We start from the raw sequence: 23,712 nt of genomic DNA on the forward strand, positions 1-23,712 counted from the left end.
GGGGCCAGTCGCTCTACTATGCGGCTTCGTACGATTGACTCTAGAACATTCCGTCGTCCGCCACTACAGGGAGCACCGTGGACAGTCATCACCTCCAGAAGCACCGCCGTGCGGAAGGCACGCCGCGGAAACGCCGTATCCCGCTGTTCGCGATGCTCCTCGCCGCTGTCTCGGTCGTCTTGCAGGTGTCGCCGGCGAGTGCGCACAGTGAGCTGTCTTCGTCGAACCCTGCGGATGGCGCCCGCCTCGCCGCAGTTCCCGCCGATCTCGTGCTGACCTTCAACCAGAACATCAGTCCTCAGTACGCCAACGTCGTACTCACCCCTGCCAACGGCTCACCCGTCGAGCTTCGAGCCAAGGTAGACGGGCCACGTGTCAGCGCCGCCCGACCGACGGTTGCCGCACAGGCGGCCAGCACGCGATGGACCCTCGCTTACCGAGTGGTCTCGGCGGACGGACATCCGATCGCCGGCAAGATCGGGTTCACGGTGCGTGCGCCGGCCGCAACAGCAACCCCCGAGATCACCCCGCCGTCTGAAACGTCGCCGGGAATGTCACCGAGCAGCTTCGCGGAGCCGCAGTCACCGACGTCGGGGCCGAGCGACGAGTCTTCATCTGGCGGCGTCGGCATGATGGTCGCGATCGCGGTCGTCGCCGCGGCCATACTCGGCATCCCAGTCTTGCTCCTCCGGAGACGAGGTGTGCGGCGTTGACTCCGCCATTCGTGCTCCGCCACGCCACCTGGGCACTCCTGTTCCTGCCGGCCATGACCGCAGTAGTGCTGCTCGCCTTGACCGGCGGCTTGAGCTCGTCTGCTGTTGTCGGGCTGCCCGATACGGGGTGGCTGACGCAGTGGGGACTTCCGGTGGCGAAGGCCGTGCGGGACGGGTCCGCTACCGTCGTGATCGGCGCGCTGGTGGTCGCGGCAGTGCTGCTACCTGGCCGCGACGACAACCCGGCGCTGGTCGGGCCACATCCGCAGCGTCTGCAGCGCGTGGCCGCCGCGGTCGGGGCGGTGTGGCTGGTGGCCGCGGTCGCCGAGCTCATGCTGGTCGCCTCAGATGTCGTCGGTCAGCCCGTCGGCCGGACCGGGTTCGGAGAGGTGTGGTTCTTCGCCACCCAGAGCGAGGGCGGCCGCGCCCTGCTGGCCAGCTTGGTGCTGGCCTCGGTCGCTGCGTACTCGGCGACCTTGGTCGGCAGCGTCACCGGGCTCGGGGTCTCCGCTGTCATCGCACTCGCGGCGTTGTGGCCGCTGGCGCTCACGGGCCATGCGGCGGGCGACACCGACCATGAACTGGGGGTCAATCTCCAGTTCCTTCATCTGGTCCCGGTGACCGTGTGGGTGGGCGGCCTCGCGGCCATAGTCATCGCAGGCCGAGCTGCCCGGACGCCGCAGGTCATGCGTGCCTACTCCCGCCTCGCCGGCTGGTGCGTGCTCATCGTCGCGGCATCCGGCGTGCTGAGTGCCGCGATCCGGCTGCCAGAGGTGGGTGCGATCGCCAGCACGTATGGCCTCCTGCTCGCTATCAAGGTCCTTGCGCTCGGCGCGTGCGTCGCCATCGGCTGGTGGTATCGGCGCAGGATCGCTGCGACAGCGGAGCCCGGCACCGGGAGCCGGTTCGTGCGCCTCGTGCTGGGCGAGCTGGTCGTGATGGCTGTGGCGATCGGCACCGGTGTCGCCCTGAGTCGCACCGGGCCTCCTGCCGGCTCTGAGCCGGTACCCACGCCGACCGAGGTCGTCCTGGGCCATCCGATGCCGCCTCCTCTCCGGCGGGAGGAGTGGCTGACACAGTGGCAGTTGGACACGTTCTGGGGACCCGTCGCCATCCTTGCCGTCCTCCTCTATCTGGGCGGCGTGCGACGCTTGGTCCGCCGTGGGGTGCGCTGGGGCGTCGACCGCACCACGTGCTGGGCGGCAGGCTGGCTGGTCTTCTTCTGGGCGACGAGCGGAGCTCCCGGGGCCTACGGCGACGTGCTGTTCAGCATGCACATGGTCCAGCACATGACGATCACCACGCTCGTGCCCATCCTGCTGGTCCTGGGCGCACCGGTGACCCTTGCGTTCCGGGCGCTTCGACGGCGTGAGGACGGGTCCCGCGGCGCTCGAGAATGGCTTCTGGTGGCGGTGCGGTCCTGGCCGATGCGCCTGGTCAGCCACCCGGTGATCGCCGCGGTCGTGTTCGTGGGGAGCCTCTTCGTCTTCTACTACTCCGGGCTCTTCGAGCTGTCGCTGCGCACGCATACCGGGCATCTGTTCATGACGGCGCACTTCATGATCAGCGGCTACCTGCTGGCCAACGTGATCTGCGGGATTGACCCTGGGCCGAAGCGTCCGGCCTACCCGTTCCGCGTCGTGCTGTTGATGGTCACCTTCGCGTTCCATGCGTTCTTCTCGATCTCACTGATGTCGAGCGGCGAGATCCTGGCTGAAAGCTGGTTCGGCAGCTTCGAGCGCTCGTGGGGCCCGAGCTTGGCAGATGACCAGTACCTCGGTGCCTCACTCGGGTGGGCGATGGGCGATCTTCCCCTTGCGGTGCTCGCGGGGGCTCTCGTGGTGGCGTGGGTCCGCGATGACCAGCGGGAGGCGCGGCGTCTCGACCGCCAGGCAAACCGCGATGGAGACGCCGCCCTCACCGCATACAACTCCTACCTGCAGACTCTGGCTGATGCATCGGAGGACGGCCGGGAGCAGCATCGCCAGCCCATGGACCGGGACACCTGACGCTCGAGCGCATCATGGCGGTCTCGACCGCCGATTCGGTCCAGGGCTCAGATGACCAGTGTTCAGGTGGTCCGCGGCGAGTACATGATCACCGCGACTCCGACCAGGCAGATGAGTGCCCCGGTGACGTCGTACCGGTCGGGTCGAAAGCCGTCGAGCGCCATGCCCCAGGCGAGTGAGCCGGCCACGAACACGCCGCCATAGGCAGCGAGGATCCGTCCGAAGTGGGCGTCCGGCTGCAACGTGGCAACGAAGCCGTAGATGCCGAGCGCGATCACGCCTGCACCGATCCAGACCCAACCCTTGTTCTCACGCACGCCCTGCCAGACCAGCCACGCACCGCCGATCTCGGCGACGGCAGCGGCGACGAACAGGGCGATCGATCTCAGGGCGTCCACGGCGCAATCTTGTCAGCCGCCGGCATCGGATCCTGCGGTGCGTCGCTATCGCTGGGGCGGCCGCTGATGGACACATCGACGGGACCACCACCTGGCGCGCAGGTGGCGTGGGCCGCACGGCGGCGTGCCCAGAGGGCGAGCAGGGCCACGCTCAGGACGACAGCGCCGAAGGCGAGGCCGGCGAAAGCCAGGGTGGCGACGGTAGCTGCGATGCCGGCGCCGACGATGCCGAGGAGCGCGAGAAGTGGCGGTGCACAGCAGATCGCGCATGCCGCCGCTCCGGCGCCAACCAGGTGGCGGTCCTTGATCTTCGCGCTCATGCGTCGGCCTTCCTGGTGGTGATCTCGATGAACGGCAATGGGCAGCAGTCGCTGGTGGCGCACTGGTGTAGGTCATCACATCCGGCGTCGAGCGCCGCACGGAGGTTGTCGCGGATCGCGGCGAGGTCAGCCATCCGCTCCTCGACCTCGAGGAGCTTGGCCCTGGCACGTGTCTGGAGCCCTGAGTCACGGCCGCGTCGGCGGCCGACCTCGATCAGGTCCGCCACCTCGTCCAGCGTGAAGCCAAGGCGCTGGGCCGCCTTGATGATCCGCAGCGTCTGCACCGCTCGTTGGTCGTAGAGCCGGTGGCCTCCAGGGCTGCGGTCGGGTTGTTCGATCAGTCCGCGGCGTTCGTAGTATCGCAGGGTCTCGCGGTTGACGCCGGCGGCCTGGGCGACCTCGTTGATGCGCAGACTCACGCCGACAGCTCCTCGGCACGCGCAGCGAGCGCGTCCAGAATCTCGCGCCGCGCCGGCGGTACGGAGATGTCGAGGGTGAGCGCCTGGTCGGTGCCATCGATGGCAAAGGTGAAGAACGAGCAGCACGAGCTCTCCCGCTGCGTCAGATCCCGAACCCGCTCGCCCAGACCCTTATCGCCGCTGAGGTGCATCCGGACGTGGGTTCTGCGGCGCTCGACCGCGCGGACGGCAGTAGCGAAGAGGTCGTCGAACTCCGCAAGCCGCAGCGGTCGTTCAGCTGTGGGCATGGTGCACGCATCGGTGGTGAGCAAGGTTTCCATGGAGACCACGGTAAACCTGTACCAAGGTCCAAGTTGCAAGCCTCGGCAGCTTCGACCGAGCCGGCGACCCGCGGCATCGAGCCGCGAACGATCAGTTGAGCGAGACGTCTGAGCGACCGGGCACGTCGCACGGATGCTCGTACGGAGCGCAGTCATCACGCAGTGCTGACTCCATCGCAGGCGCAAGCATGATCAACGCCGGCGCGACCAGCATCGCCACGATGAGTGCCACGACCCCGGTGATCGCGGCCCTGCTCAGACGACACGGTTCCGTCAGAAGCCGGCGGACACGAACGAGCGCACCGGACCCACTGATGGCAAGGGTCGCCCCCGGGGTAGGACCCTCGGCCATGCGCACCAGGGCGGTGGCCAAGGCGCGTCGGCCAGCGACCCGTACGGCGACGTCGTCGGCGTGCATCTCGATGACGAGTGGGAGCGCGTCGGCCGCTGCGCGGAACGCAGGGACGAACGGGAAGGCGCGGTGTAGGCCGGTCGCCCAGGTGATCACCCAGTGATGGCGACTGCGGAGATGTGCCCGCTCGTGGGCGAGCACGGCACCTCGCTCCGCATCGTTGAGCGATGAGATGGCCCCTGAAGTCATCACGATGGCTGGCCGCCGCCCCGGTATGCAGTAGGCCGTCGGGCGAGGGTCATCGACCACCACGAGCCAGTCTGGCTTGGCGTCTCGCACGAGAACGGCGAGATGCTCTCTGGCGCGTGTGCGTGCGCGGCCGGCGGCCATCGCTTCGCCGAGTACGCCTGCAGCGCCTCGTGCCACGACAACGACCAAGAGGGCCAGCGCGGCCAGGGAGCCAGCATCTCCGAGCGGCGCGGGATAGTGCGCCTCCAGCAACCCGAGGCACGTCCCCAACCAGGCTGCCGTCTCTGACAGCATTGCCGGCGACGCAGGCAGAATCATCACCACGAGGGCCAGCAGGACCGAGCCCAAGACTGCGATCGTGAGCGACTGCCACAGCAACACCGCGGCCCCAGGGGCGCGGACCGCGATGCCCGCCGCAGTGAGCACCCGACCGCCCAGCACCGCGAGCAACACGGCAGCAGAGCTCAGTAAGACGGCGGTCATCTGCCATCGACCTCCGTGACGGAATCAAGCGCCTTGCGGAGCTCTCGTGCTTCCTCGGGTGCAAGCTGCTCGACGAAGTGCAGCAACGTGGAACCCGGCGAGCCACTGGCGCTCAGCAGCTCCTCCATGGCCGCGGCGGCATGCTCGGCCTGGGTGGTCACCGGTCGATACCGGTAGGCCTTGCCGTGAAGGTCTCGGGCCAGCAGATCCTTCTTGAACAAGTTGTCCAACACGGTCATGACCGTGGTGTAGGCACGCTTGCGGTCAGTCGGCAGCTGCTCGTGCACCTCGCGAACCGTGAGCGGACGATCAGCCGACCAGAGAAGGTCCATGATCCTTGCTTCGAGGTGTCCGAGGTGTCGCATGCGGGTCATTCTCCCATCGGTGTCTGCTGGGGGCTCAGGCTGCAGAGAACTCCCAGTGCCAGGGCTCCGGCTTGGATCCTTCGGCACGCGCCCATTCGGGATTGTCCCAGCCCAGAGCAGGGGCCTGCTCGCGCAGCCACGCGTACTGTTCTGAGGAGAAGGACTCGACCCCGCCGCAGAGATCGAGGGCCACACCCCAACCGTGGTTGCTCGTGCCCGGGGTCGCAGCCAGCCCGGGCTTCTCGGCGTAGACCTGCTCCTGCGCCTCGATGCTGCGATACGAATCGGTGACGCACATCTGCTCGCCGAACCGAGCGCGGTAGCGGCGGTCGAGGCGCCACCAGGCTGTCGCGGCGTCGGGATGGAGAAGATGGGTGCCTTCGACCGGGATCTCACACAGATCGGACACCGCGAGGCGGCCGTTGCTGTGCCGCCCCTCTTCGTCCGCCGGGCCGCAGGAGGCGAGCCATTCCGGTTTCGGATCCGGCGAGGTCCGGTCGCCTCCACGTGAGACCTGTCGCTCTCGGTCCTTGGACGGAGTCGTCGTCGGCGACGGGGCAACGGGGGCGGCCTTGGTCTGGGCGGGCGGGCTCGCCGGCGCGCTGGCGATGTCGACCGACTCGGAGCCGGTCGCATCGTCGGCCTGGGTGGCCCCGGTGAGCGCAACGAGACCCGCCGACACCGCGGTCACCGCTGCCGAGGCGCCGAGGACCCAAGGAGCGGTCGGACGGCGGGCACGACGTCGTCCGGGACTGGGCCGATGCGAGAACGGCTTCGAGTCTTCGGCGCGGTGGCGCCCAGATGGTCGGGTGGAATTCATCATCCTCGTGGGTCGGTCGTGGGGGTCTGATGACAGCCGATCCAGCAGAGTCCAGCGGTTGGTCGGTTCGCGACCGTTTGGGCGCGTGCGATTGGGGGAACTCTCAGGGGGCGCATCTAACGTACTATCCAGCTTCGGAGATCGCCGAAGTGGCGCGGTCGAACCATACGCAACGCACGCAAACTGGAGGAAGCCTGTGAGGAAGCCACTCGTTCTCGGGACTGCTGGAGCCTTGGTGGCGCTATTGGCCGCCTGCGGTGCAGGCGAGTCGACGGCGCCCCGGTCCTCGGTGGCACCCTCTGCGGCCGAATCGATCGGCTCAACGGCCGCCGGCCCGAGCAGCCAAGCGACGACCGCACCGCCTTCTGCGGAGCCGTCCGAACCGGCCGGGCCCGTCGTGGAAGTGACGATCAACGGTGAGAACGTGTCTCCGAAGGGCGACCGCATCGACGCCAAGGTCGGCGAGCCGGTGACCTTCATCGTCACCTCGGACCGTGCAGGTGGACTGCACGTGCACTCGAGCCCTGAGCAGACGCCGGAGTTCAAGAAGGGCACCACCACGATCGCAGTCACCGTCGACAAGCCCGGGCTGGTCGACGTCGAGGAGCACGAGTCAGACGCGCTCATCGCCCAGCTCGAAGTCCGCTGACCCAGTGCAGACCATTCTCCCCGCACACGGAGTCGGCGGCGCCCAGGACCTCCCGATCCCCGCGGGATACGCGATCACCGGCGCCGGCGTCGCGGTAGCCGTCTCATTCATCGTGCTCGTCCTCGCCTGGCGCCGACCCCGATTCGACGGCACTAGGACCGGCATCCCGCTCAGACCTCACTTGGCCTCGACCATCGACTCGACCTGGCTCAGGATCGTCGCCCGGACGCTGGGCATGCTGATCCTCGCCTACCTGGTCTGGGCCCTCTGGGGCCCAGACCTGGCCAGCAACCCGATCTTCGGGATCGTCTACGTGCTGCTCTGGGTCGGACTGGTGCCTGCCTCACTCGCCCTCGGCCCGGTGTGGCGAGCGCTGAACCCGTTGCGAACGTTGCATGCCGGGATCACCCGGACTGCCGGCGCGAGTGCTCGTGACGGGTTCATCCCCCTACCTGCATGGGTCGGCTACTGGCCGGCCGCACTCGGTCTGTTCGCCTTCGTCTGGCTCGAGCTCGTGCATCCGGCTTCGACGTACCTTGCGCCACTCCAGGGATGGCTCGCGCTCTACGTCCTCTTCGTGCTCGGTGGTGCGGTCCTCTTCGGCCCGAAGTGGTTCGCACGGGCCGATCCGTTCGAGGCGTACTCGACCCTGATCGCCCACCTCTCACCGATCGGCCGCACGCGGGAGGGAACGCTGGTGTGGCAGTCGCCGCTGAACCACCTCGACGGCCTCAACCCGACCCCCAGCCGCGTCGCCATCGTCGCGGTTCTCCTCGGGTCGACCGCATACGACAGCTTCAGCCGCTCCACGACCTGGGCGAAGCTCAGTCAGACGATCGGGATCAACCCCACCGTCTCCGGCACACTTGTGCTGCTCGCCTTCTGCGTCTTCGTGTGGGCGACCCTTACGGCCGGGACAATGGCGACCACACCGCCGCCCAACACGCCCCGGCGAGCGCTGCCAGCGCTCTTCGCGCACTCGGTTGTGCCGATCATCGTGGGGTACATCGTCGCCCACTACCTCACGCTCCTGCTCGAGTACGGCCAGATGGTGCTGATCCAGATCAGCGACCCGATGGTGAACGGCTCCAACCTCTTCGGGACCGCCGAATGGAGCGTCAACTACTTCCTGTCCGGCAATCCGACGACCCTCGCTGTCATCAAGGTCGCCGCCGTCGTCGCCGGACACGTCATCGGCGTCATCTCCGCCCACGACCGTGCCGTCAAGATCTTGCCGAAGCGGCATCAGGTCACGGGCCAGCTAGCGCTTCTCGCCGTGATGGTCGTCTATACCGTCGGCGGCCTGTACCTGCTCTTCAGCGGCTGAACCACGTCGCAGCGCATTACAGACCGAACGCCCCGCCCTCGATCAAGATGACGAGGCCCAACCCGATCAGGACCAGGGGGAACAGGATGTGTTCCCATCGCTCCAGCACCTCCGCGATGGGCTTTCGGGTGGCGATGAACTTCGCCGCCAGGACCAGGACGACGACGAGAGCCAGGAACACGACGCAGTAGGCGACGAGGGCGCCGTTGCCGACCGCGAGGAAGACCGGGACGTAGACCCCGATGTTGTCTCCACCGTTGGCGAATGTGACTGCGGCCACGGTGATCGCACTGATGCGCCTGTCCGCCAGGGAGTCGTCGTCGTCCTCGCTGCCGTTGCGCCATACCTGCCAAGCGGCGTAGAGACCGAGCAGCAGGGGAATGAGCCCGAAGTACGGGATGGCCTCGTCGGGAAGGAAGAGTCCGGCTCCGAGGGTCACCGCGATGGACGCGACGAGGATGCCACCGAACCCGAGGTACTGCCCTGCGACGATCTTGGCGGTGGTCCCTCTTTGCCCGGCCCCGCGGGCAAAGAACAAGGACAAGACGATGATGTCGTCGATGTTGGTCACCAGGAACAAGCCGATCGCTTGCAGAGCCGAGCTGATCACGTTCATCTCTTCCTCAGTTACCCGCCGTCGGTGGCGGGGTCACAGGTCGGTGTCCGGCTTGGTCGGGCTGGTGCGTACCGGCGCCGGTGCCGCGTCCTCGTCAGCCGCTTCCTCGTCAGTCGCGTGCTCGGGACGGGCGTTCACGAGGGCGACGACGATGCATCCGATCACGAGGAAGGTGTCGGCGAGGTTGAAGGTGGGCCACCACCCGGTGTGCAGGTAGTCGGTGACCACGCCGTCGCGTGCTCGGTCGACCACGTTGGCGACCGCGCCGCCGATCACGGCGCCTCCGGCGATCCGCTCGACCCACCCGGCTTGTGGGGCCCGGTGCCAGGCATAGATGGCCAGGGCGACCGAGATGGCTGCGGTGACAGTGACGATCACGCCGCCGGGCAGCCTGTCGCCCATGCTGAATGCCATACCGGGGTTGTAGACCAGCTGCAGCTGGATCAGTCCCAGGTCGACCGTGGAGTCGGCGAGTCGAGCCTCGGAGAGGGCCTTTGCGGCCAGGTCGACCGCGGCGACGCTCACGGCGGCCAGCACTACCGCGGCGCGACCGGTCCGCGCGTGAACCGCGGCACTGGCCGGTGCCCGGCTCACTTGGCCCCGACCTTCGTCGGCGCCGAAGCGGCAGTCGGCGCATCCACCGGCGCCGCGGGCAGCGGACGGGCGCGTCCAGCGCGCACACCGTTGCCGATGACGAAGATCTCGGCGACCTCATGGACCAGGACCACTGCAGCCAGCCCGAGCACGCCGAAGGCGGCTAGCGGGATCAGAATGGCGATCAGGCCCAGCGAAAGGCCCACGTTCTGCAGCATGATCGACCGTGCCCGGCGGGCGTGGCTCAGGCTGTGTGGCAGGTGACGCAGGTCTTCCCCCATCAACGCGACATCGGCGGTCTCGATCGCGACGTCGCTGCCCATGGCCCCCATCGCGATCCCGACGTCGGCGGTGGCCAGGGCGGGGGCGTCGTTGACGCCGTCGCCGACCATCGCGGTCGGCCGGTTCTCGCGGAGCCGGCGGATGATGGCCGACTTGTCCTCGGGGCGAAGCTCGGCGTGCACGTCGGTGATGCCGGCCTGGGCGGCCAGGGCGGCGGCGGTGCGTTCGTTGTCGCCCGTGAGCATGGCGACCTGGTAGCCGCCGGCCCGGAGCCGGCCAACCACTTCGGCGGCCTCGGGGCGCAGGTCGTCGCGGACACCGACAGCGCCGATGACTTCCCCGTCGTACTCGACGAGTACGGCGGTTGCGCCGGCTTCCTGCATACGGGTCACCGGCTCGGCGAGGTCGCCGGCGGGGATCCAGCCGGGCCGCCCGAGGCGGGCGGGCCGGCCCTCGACGATGCCGGTGATGCCGGCGCCGGTGACGGCTTCGACACCCTCGGCGTCGCGGTGCTCGGGTACGGCCGCGAGGATGGCGCGGGCCAGGGGGTGCTCGCTGCGGGCCTCCAGGGCGGCGGCGATGTCGAGGACCTGCTCGCGGGTACGGCCTGTCGAGGTCGCGACCTCGACGACCGCGGGCTCGTTGCGGGTCAGCGTGCCGGTCTTGTCCAGAGCGACGGCACGGATCCGGCCCAGCGCTTCGAGGGCCGCGCCGCCCTTGACCAGGGCGCCGATGCGGCTGGCGGCACCGATGGCGGCGACCACGGTGACCGGCACGGAGATCGCCAGAGCACACGGGGAGGCGGCGACCAGGACGACCAGGGCACGCTCGATCCAGGTGGCGGGGTCGCCGAGCAGGCTGCCGGTGATCGCGATGATCGCGGCCAGGACCATGATCCCGGGCACCAGCGGCTTGGCGATCCTGTCGGCGAGGCGCTGGGCGTTGCCCTTGCGGGACTGCTCGGCCTCGACGATGTTGACGATCCGGGACAGGGAGTTGTCCTCGGCGGTGGTGGTCACCTCGACCTCGAGGACGCCGGTGCCGTTGATGGAGCCGGCATAGACGGTGTCTCCGACACCAACCTCAACCGGGACAGATTCCCCGGTGAGAGCCGAGGTGTCCAGCGCGGTGCGGCCATCATGAATCACGCCGTCGGTGGCGACTCGCTCACCTGGCCGGACCAGCAACAGGTCGCCGATCGTGAGCTCGGCCGGAGCGACGTTTACCTGGGTGCCGTTGCGAAGGACGGTGGCCTCGGCCGGGACCAACGAAAGCAGGGCGCGCAGGCCGCGGCGCGTGCGGGCCACCGCGTACTCCTCGAGGCCCTCACTGATGGAGTAGAGGAAGGCCAGCATCGCTGCCTCGGCAACCTCACCCAGGATCACCGCACCCACCGCGGCGATCGTCATCAGGGTCCCGACGCCGATCTTGCCCTTGGCCAGCCGCCTCAGCGTGCTCGGAACGAAGGTCCAGGCGCCGAGCGCCAAGGCGACGGCGTTCAGCCCGGTAACGGTCATCCCGGAGGCGCCGGAGCGGTCGGCGATGAAGCCGGCCACGAGGAACAGTCCGGCGAGCGCAGCGAACCTCAGCTCACTGATCTCCCAGAGCCGCTCGGGCTCGTGCTCCTCCAGTTCGCCGTCTTCGTTGCGTGGTTCGTCGTGGCCGCAGCCGCAGGCGTCCGTCATGGTGCTACTTCCTTGGTCGTCGTCGGAGTCATCTCGGCCGGAGTCTCGGCGCCAGCGCCGTAGTTCGGACAGAGCTCAACAGCCTCGCCGGTCAGAGCCAGCAGCTGCTCGGCCGCACCCAGCAGGTCCATCAGCTCGGGATGCGCGATCGAGTAGAACATCTGCCGACCCTCGGGTCGGCCCACGATCAGACCGCAGTCGCGCAGACAGGCCAGATGGCCCGACACCGTGCCCTGGGCCAGCCCAAGCGCATCGGTGAGGTCCACCACCCGGCGTTCGCCGCTGGCGAGCTGACGGACGATCGCCAGCCGATTGCGGTCCGCGAGGCCATGGAACAGCGCGGCACCGCGCCGCAACGCTGGCTCAGGATTATCCGTTGTCATTGCCATACGCCGATGATAGCGTCCTGCGTATTGATCGTCTAATCCCGCTGACAGCGGCAAGACTGGAGGTTTCGGTGGTCACGATGGATATGCGCGACGAGCAGGGCAGGAGACACGACACGGAACCGGACACGGAACCGGGCGCCTTCCTGCAGCTGCTGCTTCGCCGACGTGGACTGGTGCTCTTGACCGCGCTGATGCTCATCCTTCTCGCCGGCGTCGCCGGGCGAGACGCCGGGGACAAGCTGGTCTCGGGTGCCTACTTGGACCCATCGGCGGAGTCTCAACGCGCGGAGGAATTGCTGAACCGCGAGTTCCCGGGCGGGCCGACGAACCTCCTTCTGATCGCCGAGGTGCGCGAGGGCACCATCGACTCGCCGGAGCCCGTGCAGTCAGGACGAGACCTCGCTGAACAGCTGACCGAGACAGCTGGCGTCGGCGGCGTCCACTCCTACTGGACGACCCCGGATTCATCTCTGCGCGGGCCCGATGGCCGATCCGCGCTCATCGCAGTGCAGCTGACCGGGGGCGAGCACGCCGCACAGCAGACCGCGGCCAAGATCACCGACGACCTTGCGCGGACGTCGGGCACGCTGAGGCTGAGTGTCACCGGGCCAGCCGCCGTGGGCCTGGCGGTGGACGAGCAGGCCGAGAGCGATCTGGTGTCTGCGGAGATGGTGACCTTGCCGATCACCTTGCTCGTCCTGCTGCTGGTCTTCGGCTCGGCGATCGCGGCCGGCCTGCCGCTGCTGGTGGGTGCGGGGGCCGTGGTTGGCACACTGGCCGTGCTCGGCACGATCGCGGACGCCACCACGATGTCAACCTACGCATTGAACCTCACCACCGCTCTGGGGTTCGGGCTCGCGGTGGACTACAGCCTGTTCCTGGTGACCCGATTCCGTGAGGAACGCCGTGCCGGCCGCACTGTCGATGCCTCGGTGGTCATCACGGTGCGTACCGCGGGGCGCACCGTGGTGTTCTCCGCTCTCACGGTGGCGCTCTCGCTCTCGGCGCTGCTGTTGTTCCCGATGCCGTTCTTGCGGTCGCTGGGGTACGCCGGAATCGCGGTCACCGCGCTGGCAGCTGCGATGGCGGTGATCGTGGTTCCCGCGCTTCTCGCCCTGGTCGGGCACCGGCTGGAGCGAGCCGACCTGTTCGCCCCGATCCGCCGGCGGTTCACACGACGCCGTGCCCAGGTTGGGGAGGGCCGCCTGGCCTGGCACCGGATCGCCGCGTTCGTGATGCGCCGTCCCGTGCTGATCCTGGTCTCGGTCAGCGCGGTGCTGGTGCTGCTGGTGCTGCCATTTACCGGCGTGCGGTTCGGGTTGCTGGATCACCGGACCCTTCCCGCCGACCATCCCGTGGCCGAAACCGCTGAGCGGTTGGTGCATGACTTCCCTGGTGCGGCTGAGCACCCGATCACGGTGGTCCTGTCCGGACAGTCCGGGACAGCGGTCGGCGAGGACGAGCTGGACGCGTACGCCACCCAGCTCTCAACTCTGCCGGGCGTGAGCGCCGTGGAGACCGCCACGGGCCGATACGTCGACGGACAGTCGACTGCTCCTGCCGGTGAGCAGGCCGGTGTCCTAGACGCCCGCTACACCTCGGCATCGGGAACGTGGGTGGCCGTGACCCCGTCGGCCGCGGACCCTGCCGAGGCCCGCGACGTCGTCGGCAGTGTCCGTGATCTTCCCGCCCCCGGGGAGGTGCTGGTCGGCGGCTCCGCGGCCACCCTGGTCGATGCCACCGAGACGATCGCCGACCGGCTGCCCTGGGCACTGGGCGTGATCGCACTGTCCACCCTCATCCTGCTGTTCCTGTTCACCGGGTCGCTGCTGATCCCGGTGAAGGCGATCGTGACCAACCTGCTCAGCCTCAGCGCCACCTTCGGCGCCCTGGTGTACGTGTTCCAGGAGGGTCACCTGCGCTGGCTGGTCGGTGACTTCATACCGACCGGGACCTTGGAGACCACATTGCCGGTGCTGGTCTTCTGCATCGCCTTCGGTCTCTCGATGGACTACGAGGTCTTCCTGCTCTCCCGGATCACCGAGGCCCACCGCAAGGGTGCCACCACCACCGAAGCCGTGGCCCAGGGCCTGCAACGCACCGGCGGCCTGATCACCGCCGCGGCCGCCATCCTCGTCACCGTCTTCCTCGCCCTAGCTGCCTCGAATCTGACTGCGCTGAAGGTGATCGGCGTCGGTCTGACGCTGGCCGTCATCCTCGACGCCACCATCGTCCGCGCCCTGCTGGTCCCCGCGATCATGCGGCTCGCCGGAGAGGCGAACTGGTGGGCCCCCGCCCCTCTACGACGGCTCCACGACCGGCTCGGCCTCACCGACTGACCCCCAACCGGACCACTACGAAAGGAGCATCATGGCGACGACGTACGCCGACCCACGGCGATGGTGGGCGCTGGCCGCCCTCGGCCTGGCGGTACTCACTCTCGGTTTCGACATCACCATCATGAATGTCGCGCTGCCGACCATCGCCACCGAGCTGGAGGTCGGCACCGACGGCCTGCAGTGGATGGTCAACGCCTATGTCTTGGTGATCGCCGGCCTGATGCTCACCTGCGGGGCGCTGGGCGACCGGTACGGCCGCAAACGCCTGCTCCTGATCGGGCTCGGCCTGTTCGGAATCTCCTCGGCCATCGCCGCAGGGGTTGACTCGGCCGCCCTGGTGATCGCCGCACGCGGCGTGATGGGGATGGGGGCAGCCATCGTGATGCCGGTCGCCTTCGCGGTACTCGCCGCTCTCTTCGGCCCGGCCGAGCGCGGAAAGGCGGTCTCGCTGCTGGTGATGGGGCTCGGGATCGGAATCCCGCTCGGGCCGATCATCGGTGGCTACCTGCTCGAACACTCCTGGTGGGGATCCATCTTCCTGATCAACGTCCCGATCGCGATCCTCGGGGCGGTCGCGATAGCGGTCCTGCTCCCGGAGTCGCGCGACCCCTTACCGCGCCGCCCCGACGTACTCGGCGCGCTCCTGTCCACAACCGGACTCACCTCACTCGTCTACGGGGTCATCGAAGCCCGGGTGCTCGTCCAGCCAGCCTGCGGCGTCCTCGGGGGAGGTGAAGTAGTGGGCCTGGTTGCAGAAGGAGGAGCGGATCGAGGTGATCTGCTCCGGGTTGACCAGCGAGACCACAGCGTCGGCGGGCTCGACGCGGGTGAGGCCAACAGCAGGGTCGAGGGTGACCCGGATCGGGTCGCCGCTGGTCGGAGAGACCGAATCCACGCGAGCCATGCGCCCGAGCAGGGCCGGGAACATCAAGGTGTCGAGGGCGCACCAGGTGTAGAGCTCCTGGCCGGCCATGGTGAATCGGTGCGGGGTGGGTCGCAGCGTGAGGCCCTGCCCGATGATTCGGCCCTGGTCGTCGTACTCGGTGTCCGGTACGGCTGCCAGACTCGTGCGTACGTCATCGACCGGGCGCCCGGCGGCCGCGGCGAGCTGCTCGAGGGTGACGGGGTCGCCGTCGACGAGCAGCCGCAGGAGCGGGATCAGCAGCCCGGCGTCGAGGCCGGTCTCCTCGGGTTGGCTGAGTCGTTGGGGTAGCTGCGTGCTGAGATCCGACATACGGATTCTCCTTCGTGAATGACTGATTTGGGTGAAACGAACTGCGTGGCGGGAGTGGTGGTCTCGTGTGTGGGTGATGGTCAGGCGCAGCAGGACAGTTTCGAGACGTCGGTGGTGAAGGCCTTGGCGGCGATCCGGATGCCCTCGGTCATGGTCAGGTAAGGCGCCCATGCCTCGGCGACCTCGGTGGTGGTCTTGCCGAGGATGTGGACCCCGGCGGCAGCTAGCTCGCCGGCGTCCTTGGCGACGGCGGTGAGGCCGAGGATCTCGCCGGTCTCGGCGTTGGCAACCATCTTGATGAAGCCGCGGGTGTCGCGGTTGACCAGCGCACGGGGCACGTGCTCCAGTGGCAGCACCCGGCACTCGCACCGGATCCCGGCCGCGAGCACCTGCGCCTCGGTCATCCCGACCGCGCCGATCGCGGGACTGGTGAACGTGACCCGCGGAAGCCGGGTGTAGTCCACCGGCCTCTCGGCGTCGGTGAAGGCGTTCTCGGCGACCAGGGTGCCGTGGCGTGCGGCGACGTAGACGAACTCGGGGTGCGCCGTCACGTCGCCGGCCGCCCAGATCCGGGGGTTGGAGGACCGCAGTTGGTCGGTGACCACGATCTGGCCGAGCTCGCCGGTCTTCACCTCGACGGCCTCGAGGTTGAGGGTGTCGGTGACCGGCCGGCGGCCGAGCGCGACCAGGACCTGGTCGGCACGGAACTCCTGCGCGCCACCGGAGACGTCCGCGGTCACGACTACCTGGCCGTCACCATCGGGGGCGCCATCGGGGGCGGAGTCGCGGGTGACGCTGGTCGGGACCGTGCGGCGGACGACCCGGATGCCTTCGTCGGCGAGGACCTCGGCCAGGGTCTTGGAGACCTCCGGTTCCTCTTTCGAGGCCAGTCGCGAGCGCACCAGGACGGTGACCTTCGACCCGAGCCGGGCGAAGAGCTGTGCCTGTTCCAGGGCCACGTACCCGCCGCCGAGCACAAGCAGCGACTCGGGGACCTCGCTCAGCTCCATCGCGGTGGTGGAGGTCAGGTACCCGGCCTCCTCCAGACCCTGGATCGGCGGAGCCCATGGTCGGGAGCCGGTGGCCACCAGGTAGTGCGCCGCCTCGATCGTCTCGACCGTCTCGGCGACGCCGTCAGCGGACCTGACCTCGAGGACAGGAGCATCGGGGGTGCCGGCGAAGGCGGCCTCGCCGTGGCGGACGTGCCAGCCGTAGGAATCGGCGATATCGAGGTACTTCTCACCCCGCAGGTTCTCGACGAGGTCCTGCTTGCCGTCGATCAGCGTCGGCATGTCCACCGCCTCGGCGGTGGTGGCGATGCCTGGGAAGCGGGCCGTCGCATCGACGGCGATGTGGCGTGCCTCGGCGGCCGCGATGAGTGCCTTCGACGGCACGCAGCCGGTGTTCACACACGTACCGCCGAAGGTGCCGCGCTCGATCATGACCACCGACTTGCCCAGCGTGGTCGCGCGAATGGCCGCGGCGAACGCGCTGCCGCCTGAGCCGATGATGGCGAGGTCGTACCTGGTCTGCATCCCGATTCCTCCCGGAGCGGTTGGGAAAAGCTCTTGATGCAGCCATACTGGACCTTCCAGTACAGGGGAAGGTCAAGCGATACTCCTCCCTGCGCCAGGCGATACCTGCGACACGAAAGGGGATCGGGATGCGGATCGGGGAACTCGCCGAGGCGGCTGGCTCGAAGGCCAAGACGCTGCGCTTCTATGAGGAGCGGGGACTGCTCCCGCCGGCCGAACGCACCTCGAGTGGCTACCGCGACTACACCGCCGACGCGATCGCCCGTGTCGACTTCATCCACCGCGGCCAGGCCGCCGGGCTGACCCTCGCCCAGATCAAGCAGATCCTCGACATCCGCGACCACGGCCAAGCCCCCTGCGAGCACGTGCTCGATCTGCTCGATTCACGCCTGAGCGAGATCGAGGAGCAGATCGCTCAACTGGATGCGCTGCGCGAGACCATCGCCGCCTTGCGTGATGGGGCCGCTGACCCCGACCCCGAGAGCTGCGGATCCGATCTGGTCTGCCGCTATCTGTGAGCGGGCGCTCGGAGTCGGCCTCAGGCAGATGAGTAGCTGGGCGGTCAGCTGGGCTGTTCGATGCCACGGAGCATCAGGTCGAGCCCCAGCTCGAACTGTGCCTCCGCGTTGGACTGGCCGCAGAAGACGTCTGCGACCGCGGCGAGCTCGTCGGGCGTGCCGGGCCGCAGCAGTTGGCGTGCGTCGACCGCGCAGCCTGGGTTTCCGGGGTCCCAGGTGATCTCGGCGAACGCCGAACCGAACGCGTAGGACCAAATCGTTCGCAATAGGTCGTAGGCCGTGCTCCGGTCGAATCCCGCCGCCACCAATTCGGCCACATGCGTACGCACCAGCCGCAGCGCTGCCTGCGGCATCAGCTGCTGGCTGAAGATCAGCGGTGCGGCATTGGGGTGGCGGCGTACGGTTGCGCGCACCGCGTGCGCCAGAGACCGGATACCCTCGCGCCAGTCGGGCAACGCGGGTGCGGCTGCCTCGGTCTCGGCCCACAGTGACTCGACCACGCCGTCGAGCAGCTCGGACTTGTTGGCGATGTGGTTGTAGAGCGACATGCCCTTCACGTCGAGGGCTGTGCCCAGCTTGCGCATGCTCAGGGCGTCGAGCCCGTGGATGTCGATGAAGTCGACGGCGGCCTCGATGATCCGCTCGCGAGTCAGCGCGAGGCGGATCTCTGTGCCGGCGGTTCCTGTGCTCACCCTTGTGAACTTACAGCGTAAGTCGTAGGGTGTCCAGCAGACGCTGCTTACACTGTAAGTTAGGGGACGCACATGATGCCTCGTAACACTCGGCCCACCTCCGCGGCAGCGGCACTCGAGCTCGACGGGCTCGGCAAGACCTACGGCCGTGGCGCGTCAGCTCGCGTCGCGGTGCGCCCGACTACTTTGTCGGTTCCCTGGGGGCAGGTGATCGGCCTGCTCGGCCCGAACGGCGCCGGCAAGACCACGCTGATCAAGATGATCAGCGCACTGGTGACACCCACCGTCGGCACCGCCCGGATCGGCGGCTGGGACATCAGCGCCGATCGCGGCAGGGCGGTGCTACAGATAGGTGCGGTGCTCGAAGGGTCACGCAACGTGTACTGGCCGCTATCGGCCTGGGAGAACCTGCTCTACTTCGGCCACCTCAAGGGGCTCCGAGGCGGCGCGATCAAGCCCCGGGCCGAGCAGCTGCTGCGCGACCTGGACCTGTGGCCGCGGCGTCACGAGCCGGTTGGTTCCTACTCCCGGGGCATGCAGCAGAAGGTCGCCGTCGCCGCCGCGCTGATCGCCGATCCGCCGATCCTGCTGCTCGATGAGCCGACTCTCGGGCTCGACGTCGAGTCCGCGCGCACCTTCAAGGAGTGGATCGCCCACCTGGCCCGCGACGAGCAGAAGACCATCTTGTTGACCACCCACCAGCTCCACGTCGCCCAACAGCTGGCAGGCCGGATCGCGGTGATCCGCGAGGGCGAGATCATCGCCGACCTCCCGACCGGCGACCTGCTGGCCCGCTACGCCGAAGACCGCTACGACATCCACCTCGCCGGCTCGCCGGACGGGCTCGCAGACGGTTTAGCGGCCGGGCTCGAGGACGTGCTCCCGGCAGGTGCCCGACTGCTCTCGATCGAGAAGGCACAGCCGACGCTCGAGGAAGTCTTCATCCGGCTGCTGCACGAAGACGCTATGACGGTCGCGCCCGAGGTCCGGGAGGTCGCGCCATGACCGCTCTCGGCCTCGCCCCCGTAGTCCGTGCGCCCGGTCGGACACCGACCCGGCTCGGGCTGTTCGGCAGCGAGACCGCGAAAGGACTGCGGCTCGCCTGGCATCGCAAGGGCACCGTCGTCGTCGGCATCGTGCTCAACACCCTGACCTACCTGGGCATCAGCCTGTTCATCGGCGGCGGCCACATCGTCGAGGAGCTGATGGTGCTCACGCTGCCCGCACTGCTCGCGGTCACCATCGCCGAGACCGCCGCGGTCAACGGCAGCGGTGGCATCGCCGAGGAGATCAACGGCGGCACCCTCGAGCAGACCCGGCTCAGCCCGGCACCGGCGTACCTGCAAGCCCTTGGCCGGATGGCGGCCCTGGCTGTCGAGGGTTTGCTGGCCGCCGGTGCGCTGGCGGTCGTCTTCACGACCTGGTTCGACCTCGACTACGACTGGAGCACCGCAGCGTTGCTGCCCGCCGCATTGACCGCCGGGTTGACGGTGCTGAACGCGGTCGCCTACGGCCTGCTGATGGTCGGACTCACCCTGCGGGTCGCCAGCATCGGCGCCATCACCCACGTGTTCAACATGGCGATCATGTTCTTCGGCGGCATGCTCGTCCCGGTCACGGTGTTCCCCGACGGCATCGAGACCCTCAGCCACCTCATCCCCACGGCGCTCGGCGTGCAGGCCCTCAACACCACCATGTCCAGCACCGGGTCGAGCGGACTCGACGCCGCCTGGGCCGACGGCACACTGCCATGGCTGCTGGTGCACACCTCGGTCCTCATAGTCATCGGCCTGGCCACCTACCACGCCGCCATGCGCCGCGCGCTTCGCGAAGGAGGCCTGAGCCCCCGATGAGCACTTATATCAACCCCGCTCTTGCATCTGCCGGCTCACGACTGGGGCCCGGAGCCTTGACGTCGGCGATCGTCAACGAGATCCGCAAGGGACTGCAGTTCGCCTGGTCCGAACGAGCCCAGATCCTCATCGAGCTACCCATGTTCGCCGCATTCGTGCTCCTGCTGGGGCCCCTGATCGGGCAGGCCGACCAGATCGCGACCGGGACGACCACCTGGAGGCTCGACAGCGAGACCACCTCGGTCATGGTGGTCTGGTTCGTTCCCTTCTCCTTCTTCTACATGCAGGTCGTGAAGATGTTCTGGCGACTCCTGGCAGAGATCCAGGCCGGCACTATCGAGCAGGTCTTCCTCTCGCCGCTGCCGAGCTGGCTGGTGGTCGCCACCGGCCGAGTAGTCGCCGCCCTGATCGAGACCACCTTCGTTGCGGCTGCGACATTCGGCATCGTCTCCCTCTTCGTGCCACTGAGCATCGACTGGAGCCTCGCCGCGCTTGTCCCGCTTGCGGCCGGAGTCGTTGCCGCGATCGGGGTCTCGCTCGGCGTCGCCGGAGCAACTCTGGTCTGGAAGCGGGTCCAACTGGTCAACGACACCCTCATGGTCGTCGTGATGCTGTTCAGCGCCAGCGCGCTGCCGCTGATCGCGGTGCCCGACTGGTGGGCCACGGTGGGCCGGTTCCTCCCGCTGACCGACGTGGTCGGCGGACTGCACCTGACCCTCCTCGCCGACCAGTCCCTGACCGCTTGGGGCACCGGCGGCTACCTGCCCCTGCTCCTCGTCTCGGTGACGTACCTGCTCGCCGGCATCGGTGCCTTCACCCTCGGCGAGCGCACCGCCAAGCGCCGGGGCACGCTGGGCCGCTACTGATGCACGTGCCGTGGTTGCGCATGCCGGTAGCCAAGAGGATGCTGCAACTATGACAACGCACGCGGAGCAGAAGGCAGATGAACGGCTTCGCTGCTGGTGCTGCGACAACGAGTTCCCCGCCACCGAAGTCGTCCACCTAGGCGCCCATCCCGAGGTATCGATCTGCTTCGACTGCGCCCGATGGGTACGACGCCGGGCCCTGCTGCGTGCCGACGCAGGCCGCCGCGGACTGCGGGGGGGCCTGCGTCGAACCCTGGCTCAGACGCGCGCCGCCGTGATCGGCCGAGGCTGGCACGACCGCCCGGTGATCGGCCCGATCCTGCGATGGGTCGACCGACGGCGGCCGTGATGCGCCCGCTGGGGCTCACGGTCTGAGCGTCTGCCCAGTCGGCGTCGCTCAGGCAAGACTTCACCCGGTGCGCTGGTTGGGGTCAGTCGCCGCAGATGGCCTCGAGGCGCTGCCGATCGATCACGGCGATTCGGCCGCGACCGAGGGAGATCAGTCCGAGCTCGGCGAACTCGCCGAGGACCTTGGTCGTCGTCTCGCGTGACGTGGCAGCGAGGGCGGCCAGCTGCTCCTGGGTGAGCTTCACCTGTTGTCCTCGGCCGAGTGGTGTGGAGTGTCCTTCGGACAACGTGAGCAATGTCGTGGCGACGCGTTGTGGGACGGATTTGAAGACTGCGTCGGAGAGTCGCTGTTCGAGGTCGCCGAGTCGGCGTCCGAGGGTCTCGGAGATACGGGCGGCGATGCGCTGGTCGCCGAGAAGGAGCGTCTGGACGTCGGCCTTGGTCATGACGCAGACCACGACATCCTCCATCGCCTCGGCGAAGTTGTCGTGCATCTGCTGGCCGACGATGATCATCTCGCCGAAGATGGTTCCCGGCTCGACGATGGCGGTCGTGAGCGCGCGGCCGTCGGGGGAGACCCGGAAGATCCTGATCTGTCCCTGTTTGAGGATGAAGAGCGTCTCGGCCGGCTGGTGCGGGGTGTAGACGAGCGAGCCGCGCTTGAACGTCCTCATCGGTGCGGCCTGCGCCATGGCGTCCATCTCAGCGGCGTCGAGGTCGCGGAAGATGTCGACCTCGGCCATGCACCACAGCCGGTTGGGCCGGTCGGGGTTCTTAGCTGCGCGTTCGATGTCCACGTCTTCCTCTCGTCGCCCCGGCGACCAGGGTCTGGCGTCGCCTGCCAGATCCACCGGATTGGTGAAGCGGAGGCAGGAAGGAGGGTCGAGAGTCATCGTGCCAGCCTTTCGTGCTTGGGTCATCTGGTGGCTGAGCCGGGCCCTCCTGGAGAGGTAGCCCGGCTCACCGGTGCTGACGATCACGCGTTGACGGTCGCCTTGGTGGTCGAACGGAGGCTGAGTGCGTAGAGCACGCCCACGACGAGCCCGAAGACCAGGTGCTCGGGAATGAACACGTTGGTACCCGCCATCTGGGCCATGTCGCCGATCGGGTTCATGCCATTCATGTCGCCCTCGGCCAGCGTGTCAACGCCGAAGATGGCCGCGGCAACGGGCAGGCCGACGAAGGCGCTGATCAGGTAGACGATGAAGCCGTACACGAGGCCGGCGACGGCCAGCACGGCCGTGGAGACCTGCTTCAGCAGGGCGGCTGCGATACCGAACAGGGCGCCGTACATGGCTCCGGTCATCATGTGGATGACCAGGCCGAGGATCGCCGGGCCGGCCGAGATCTCGAACGATCCCTCGCCGGACATGGCGCCCATCATCGACTCCATCATGGCCGTCGGGTCGACGAACAGCGTGGCGATGTGGTGCAGCGGGGTGAAGAAACCGGTGTCCTTGATCAGAGACGCGATCATCGCGTACATACCCATGGCGACCGAGGCCACGGCGCCGGCACCGGCGCCGTATGCGGCACCCCTGGCGAGGCTGGGACTGGTGGTGCTCATCTGATTGCTCCTTCTTGTGCTGGCTGTTGTGCTGATAACAGCCAGCGTTGCCGCGCGCGTCGGGCGTGTCGGTGAGCGCGCTTACACTCCGGCCTCGCGCAATTTCGGCCGGCTCCTGGACCTTCTCGCCGACCTGGAGACCGCAGAGGTCGACGATCGGGTGCGACCGTTGCTGCGCTACATACCTACGCTCACGATGACGCCCGTGCGTCACGCCCGCCGAGGCGGAGGCCGTTCTCACTGGTCGAGGATGGGTACTCAGGTTTGCTCGATCTGTTCGAGGCGGGGGCGTGACCATGACGGCACCTGCCGATCGCGTTCGATGTGACGAGGCGCCGTTCCCGCTCGAGCCGCTGCGACCACGCATCGTCGAGATCGGACAATCGCCACACCTGCTCGAGCTCTGTTTCACCCGGCTGCTGCGCGACGGCATCGCGCTGTCGTACCCGAACAGTTACCCGCCGTTTGCCTAGGTGGCGACCGCGGCCCTCGCCTCGGTGACGGAGTATTGCGTCTCCGAAGAGCAGACGAACGTCCCGGGACGTTTCGCCGAGCTCAACCCGTACCCGACGTGGAACCCCGCGATCGGGACCCGGGTGCGGTCTTGGTAGGTAACCATGACGGTAGGTGCGGGCGCCACCCGACCGCCTTGCGGGCGGTTCAGATCGACGCGAAGCCACGGCGCGTAGCCGTTCTGGGTTAAATCTATCGGCTAAGGAACGGCTATACGACCTCGAAAACGGCTTCGGCTCCTGACCTGTTTGACCCGG

General features: G+C 68.1%; 27 protein-coding genes and 1 pseudogene. 11 read left to right on the forward strand and 17 right to left on the reverse strand.

The genetic code is table 11. From position 1 onward, the window contains the following. Positions 1 to 77 precede the first annotated feature (77 nt). Both ACFVJS_RS05640 and ACFVJS_RS05645 read left to right on the forward strand, forming a co-directional pair. Entirely contained in the window at positions 78 to 713 is a 636-nt protein-coding gene (locus ACFVJS_RS05640) for a copper resistance CopC family protein (RefSeq protein ID WP_008359788.1), read from the forward strand. Next, positions 710 to 2,722 (forward strand): cytochrome c oxidase assembly protein, encoded by a 2,013-nt coding sequence (locus ACFVJS_RS05645; protein ID WP_008359786.1) that lies wholly within the window; start codon positions 710 to 712, stop codon positions 2,720 to 2,722. Before ACFVJS_RS05640 ends, ACFVJS_RS05645 begins: the two co-directional genes overlap by 4 nt. Positions 2,723 to 2,784: 62 nt before the next feature. On the opposite strand, the gene ACFVJS_RS05650 is transcribed toward ACFVJS_RS05645, so the two are convergent. From ACFVJS_RS05650 to ACFVJS_RS05680, 7 genes are all read right to left on the reverse strand, one after another. After that, a complete protein-coding gene (locus ACFVJS_RS05650) occupies positions 2,785 to 3,120 on the reverse strand; it encodes a YnfA family protein (RefSeq protein ID WP_008359785.1) in 336 nt (111 codons plus the stop codon). Continuing rightward, a complete protein-coding gene (locus ACFVJS_RS05655) occupies positions 3,108 to 3,440 on the reverse strand; it encodes a hypothetical protein (protein ID WP_008359784.1) in 333 nt (110 codons plus the stop codon). The genes ACFVJS_RS05650 and ACFVJS_RS05655 overlap by 13 nt, the downstream gene beginning before the upstream one ends. Then, positions 3,437 to 3,859: a MerR family transcriptional regulator gene (locus tag ACFVJS_RS05660; RefSeq protein WP_008359783.1), complete on the reverse strand. Its 423-nt coding sequence runs from the start codon at positions 3,857 to 3,859 to the stop codon at positions 3,437 to 3,439. Before ACFVJS_RS05660 ends, ACFVJS_RS05655 begins: the two co-directional genes overlap by 4 nt. Then, entirely contained in the window at positions 3,856 to 4,179 is a 324-nt protein-coding gene (locus tag ACFVJS_RS05665; RefSeq protein ID WP_040755606.1) for a hypothetical protein, read from the reverse strand. Before ACFVJS_RS05665 ends, ACFVJS_RS05660 begins: the two co-directional genes overlap by 4 nt. A 91-nt stretch (positions 4,180 to 4,270) precedes the next feature. Then, positions 4,271 to 5,221, reverse strand: a complete 951-nt coding sequence (locus ACFVJS_RS05670) for a M56 family metallopeptidase (protein WP_378877947.1) — start codon at positions 5,219 to 5,221, stop codon at positions 4,271 to 4,273. 38 nt (positions 5,222 to 5,259) lie between these two features. Beyond that, positions 5,260 to 5,637, reverse strand: coding sequence for a BlaI/MecI/CopY family transcriptional regulator (locus ACFVJS_RS05675; protein ID WP_008359779.1), 378 nt, complete (start codon positions 5,635 to 5,637; stop codon positions 5,260 to 5,262). Between the two features lie 25 nt (positions 5,638 to 5,662). Next, the gene (locus tag ACFVJS_RS05680) at positions 5,663 to 6,310 is read right to left on the reverse strand and encodes a M15 family metallopeptidase (protein ID WP_378877940.1); all 648 of its coding nucleotides are present in this window, start codon (positions 6,308 to 6,310) and stop codon (positions 5,663 to 5,665) included. Between the two features lie 562 nt (positions 6,311 to 6,872). On the opposite strand from ACFVJS_RS05680, the gene ACFVJS_RS05685 reads away from it, so the two are divergent. Together ACFVJS_RS05685 and ACFVJS_RS05690 are read left to right on the forward strand one after the other, a co-directional pair. Further along, on the forward strand, positions 6,873 to 7,097 hold the full coding sequence (locus ACFVJS_RS05685) for a hypothetical protein (protein ID WP_378877941.1): 225 nt from the start codon (positions 6,873 to 6,875) through the stop codon (positions 7,095 to 7,097). 4 nt (positions 7,098 to 7,101) lie between these two features. After that, positions 7,102 to 8,424 (forward strand): hypothetical protein, encoded by a 1,323-nt coding sequence (locus tag ACFVJS_RS05690; RefSeq protein WP_008359773.1) that lies wholly within the window; start codon positions 7,102 to 7,104, stop codon positions 8,422 to 8,424. A 16-nt stretch (positions 8,425 to 8,440) separates the two neighbouring features. Here the strand turns inward: ACFVJS_RS05690 and ACFVJS_RS05695 are convergent, their stop codons facing one another. Genes ACFVJS_RS05695 through ACFVJS_RS05710 form a run of 4 tightly spaced genes read right to left on the reverse strand, consistent with a single transcriptional unit; the run spans position 8,441 to position 11,990 of the window. After that, complete coding sequence (locus tag ACFVJS_RS05695) at positions 8,441 to 9,040, reverse strand: cadmium resistance transporter (protein ID WP_008359771.1); 600 nt, start codon at positions 9,038 to 9,040, stop codon at positions 8,441 to 8,443. A 33-nt stretch (positions 9,041 to 9,073) separates the two neighbouring features. Next, a complete protein-coding gene (gene lspA / locus ACFVJS_RS05700; protein ID WP_008359769.1) occupies positions 9,074 to 9,634 on the reverse strand; it encodes a signal peptidase II in 561 nt (186 codons plus the stop codon). After that, positions 9,631 to 11,601, reverse strand: coding sequence for a heavy metal translocating P-type ATPase (locus ACFVJS_RS05705; RefSeq protein ID WP_378877942.1), 1,971 nt, complete (start codon positions 11,599 to 11,601; stop codon positions 9,631 to 9,633). Before ACFVJS_RS05705 ends, lspA begins: the two co-directional genes overlap by 4 nt. Beyond that, complete coding sequence (locus tag ACFVJS_RS05710) at positions 11,598 to 11,990, reverse strand: helix-turn-helix transcriptional regulator (protein ID WP_008359767.1); 393 nt, start codon at positions 11,988 to 11,990, stop codon at positions 11,598 to 11,600. Before ACFVJS_RS05710 ends, ACFVJS_RS05705 begins: the two co-directional genes overlap by 4 nt. Before the next feature lie 77 nt (positions 11,991 to 12,067). Between ACFVJS_RS05710 and ACFVJS_RS05715 the strand changes: the two genes are divergently transcribed. Both ACFVJS_RS05715 and ACFVJS_RS05720 read left to right on the forward strand, forming a co-directional pair. Further along, positions 12,068 to 14,329, forward strand: a complete 2,262-nt coding sequence (locus ACFVJS_RS05715; protein WP_008359766.1) for an MMPL family transporter — start codon at positions 12,068 to 12,070, stop codon at positions 14,327 to 14,329. Positions 14,330 to 14,360: 31 nt separating this feature from the next. Continuing rightward, positions 14,361 to 14,948 (forward strand): annotated as a pseudogene (locus ACFVJS_RS05720) (MFS transporter); the annotation flags it as partial. A gap of 45 nt (positions 14,949 to 14,993) precedes the next feature. On the opposite strand, the gene merB reads toward ACFVJS_RS05720, so the two are convergent. Both merB and merA read right to left on the reverse strand, forming a co-directional pair. Next, entirely contained in the window at positions 14,994 to 15,734 is a 741-nt protein-coding gene (merB, locus tag ACFVJS_RS05725) for an organomercurial lyase MerB (protein ID WP_378877948.1), read from the reverse strand. Next, positions 15,644 to 17,098, reverse strand: coding sequence for a mercury(II) reductase (gene merA, locus ACFVJS_RS05730; RefSeq protein WP_008359762.1), 1,455 nt, complete (start codon positions 17,096 to 17,098; stop codon positions 15,644 to 15,646). Before merA ends, merB begins: the two co-directional genes overlap by 91 nt. Positions 17,099 to 17,226: 128 nt before the next feature. Here merA and ACFVJS_RS05735 point away from each other — a divergent pair, with 128 nt between their 5' ends. After that, on the forward strand, positions 17,227 to 17,616 hold the full coding sequence (locus ACFVJS_RS05735) for a heavy metal-responsive transcriptional regulator (RefSeq protein WP_008359760.1): 390 nt from the start codon (positions 17,227 to 17,229) through the stop codon (positions 17,614 to 17,616). 44 nt (positions 17,617 to 17,660) lie between these two features. On the opposite strand, the gene ACFVJS_RS05740 is transcribed toward ACFVJS_RS05735, so the two are convergent. Further along, the gene (locus tag ACFVJS_RS05740) at positions 17,661 to 18,308 is read right to left on the reverse strand and encodes a TetR/AcrR family transcriptional regulator (RefSeq protein WP_008359758.1); all 648 of its coding nucleotides are present in this window, start codon (positions 18,306 to 18,308) and stop codon (positions 17,661 to 17,663) included. A gap of 75 nt (positions 18,309 to 18,383) precedes the next feature. On the opposite strand from ACFVJS_RS05740, the gene ACFVJS_RS05745 reads away from it, so the two are divergent. The 3 genes from ACFVJS_RS05745 to ACFVJS_RS05755 are packed head-to-tail and all read left to right on the forward strand — an operon-like array spanning position 18,384 to position 21,027. Next, positions 18,384 to 19,313 (forward strand): ABC transporter ATP-binding protein, encoded by a 930-nt coding sequence (locus ACFVJS_RS05745; RefSeq protein ID WP_378877943.1) that lies wholly within the window; start codon positions 18,384 to 18,386, stop codon positions 19,311 to 19,313. Continuing rightward, the gene (locus tag ACFVJS_RS05750) at positions 19,310 to 20,161 is read left to right on the forward strand and encodes an ABC transporter permease (protein ID WP_008359755.1); all 852 of its coding nucleotides are present in this window, start codon (positions 19,310 to 19,312) and stop codon (positions 20,159 to 20,161) included. Before ACFVJS_RS05745 ends, ACFVJS_RS05750 begins: the two co-directional genes overlap by 4 nt. Continuing rightward, the gene (locus tag ACFVJS_RS05755; protein ID WP_378877944.1) at positions 20,158 to 21,027 is read left to right on the forward strand and encodes an ABC transporter permease; all 870 of its coding nucleotides are present in this window, start codon (positions 20,158 to 20,160) and stop codon (positions 21,025 to 21,027) included. The genes ACFVJS_RS05750 and ACFVJS_RS05755 overlap by 4 nt, the downstream gene beginning before the upstream one ends. 431 nt (positions 21,028 to 21,458) lie before the next feature. On the opposite strand, the gene ACFVJS_RS05760 is transcribed toward ACFVJS_RS05755, so the two are convergent. After that, on the reverse strand, positions 21,459 to 22,172 hold the full coding sequence (locus ACFVJS_RS05760; protein WP_378877945.1) for a Crp/Fnr family transcriptional regulator: 714 nt from the start codon (positions 22,170 to 22,172) through the stop codon (positions 21,459 to 21,461). A 179-nt stretch (positions 22,173 to 22,351) separates the two neighbouring features. Beyond that, positions 22,352 to 22,942 carry a hypothetical protein gene (locus ACFVJS_RS05765; protein WP_008359746.1) on the reverse strand — a complete coding sequence of 197 codons (591 nt, stop codon included), beginning with the start codon at positions 22,940 to 22,942 and terminating at the stop codon, positions 22,352 to 22,354. A gap of 290 nt (positions 22,943 to 23,232) precedes the next feature. On the opposite strand from ACFVJS_RS05765, the gene ACFVJS_RS05770 reads away from it, so the two are divergent. Then, positions 23,233 to 23,415: a hypothetical protein gene (locus ACFVJS_RS05770; protein WP_008359744.1), complete on the forward strand. Its 183-nt coding sequence runs from the start codon at positions 23,233 to 23,235 to the stop codon at positions 23,413 to 23,415. On the opposite strand, the gene ACFVJS_RS05775 is transcribed toward ACFVJS_RS05770, so the two are convergent. Then, positions 23,412 to 23,561: a hypothetical protein gene (locus ACFVJS_RS05775; RefSeq protein ID WP_378877946.1), complete on the reverse strand. Its 150-nt coding sequence runs from the start codon at positions 23,559 to 23,561 to the stop codon at positions 23,412 to 23,414. The two genes, ACFVJS_RS05770 and ACFVJS_RS05775, sit on opposite strands and share 4 nt — an antisense overlap. Positions 23,562 to 23,712 lie beyond the last annotated feature (151 nt).

It is taken from the genome of Nocardioides sp. NPDC057772, from assembly GCF_042798075.1.
GTDB lineage: Bacteria > Actinomycetota > Actinomycetes > Propionibacteriales > Nocardioidaceae > Nocardioides.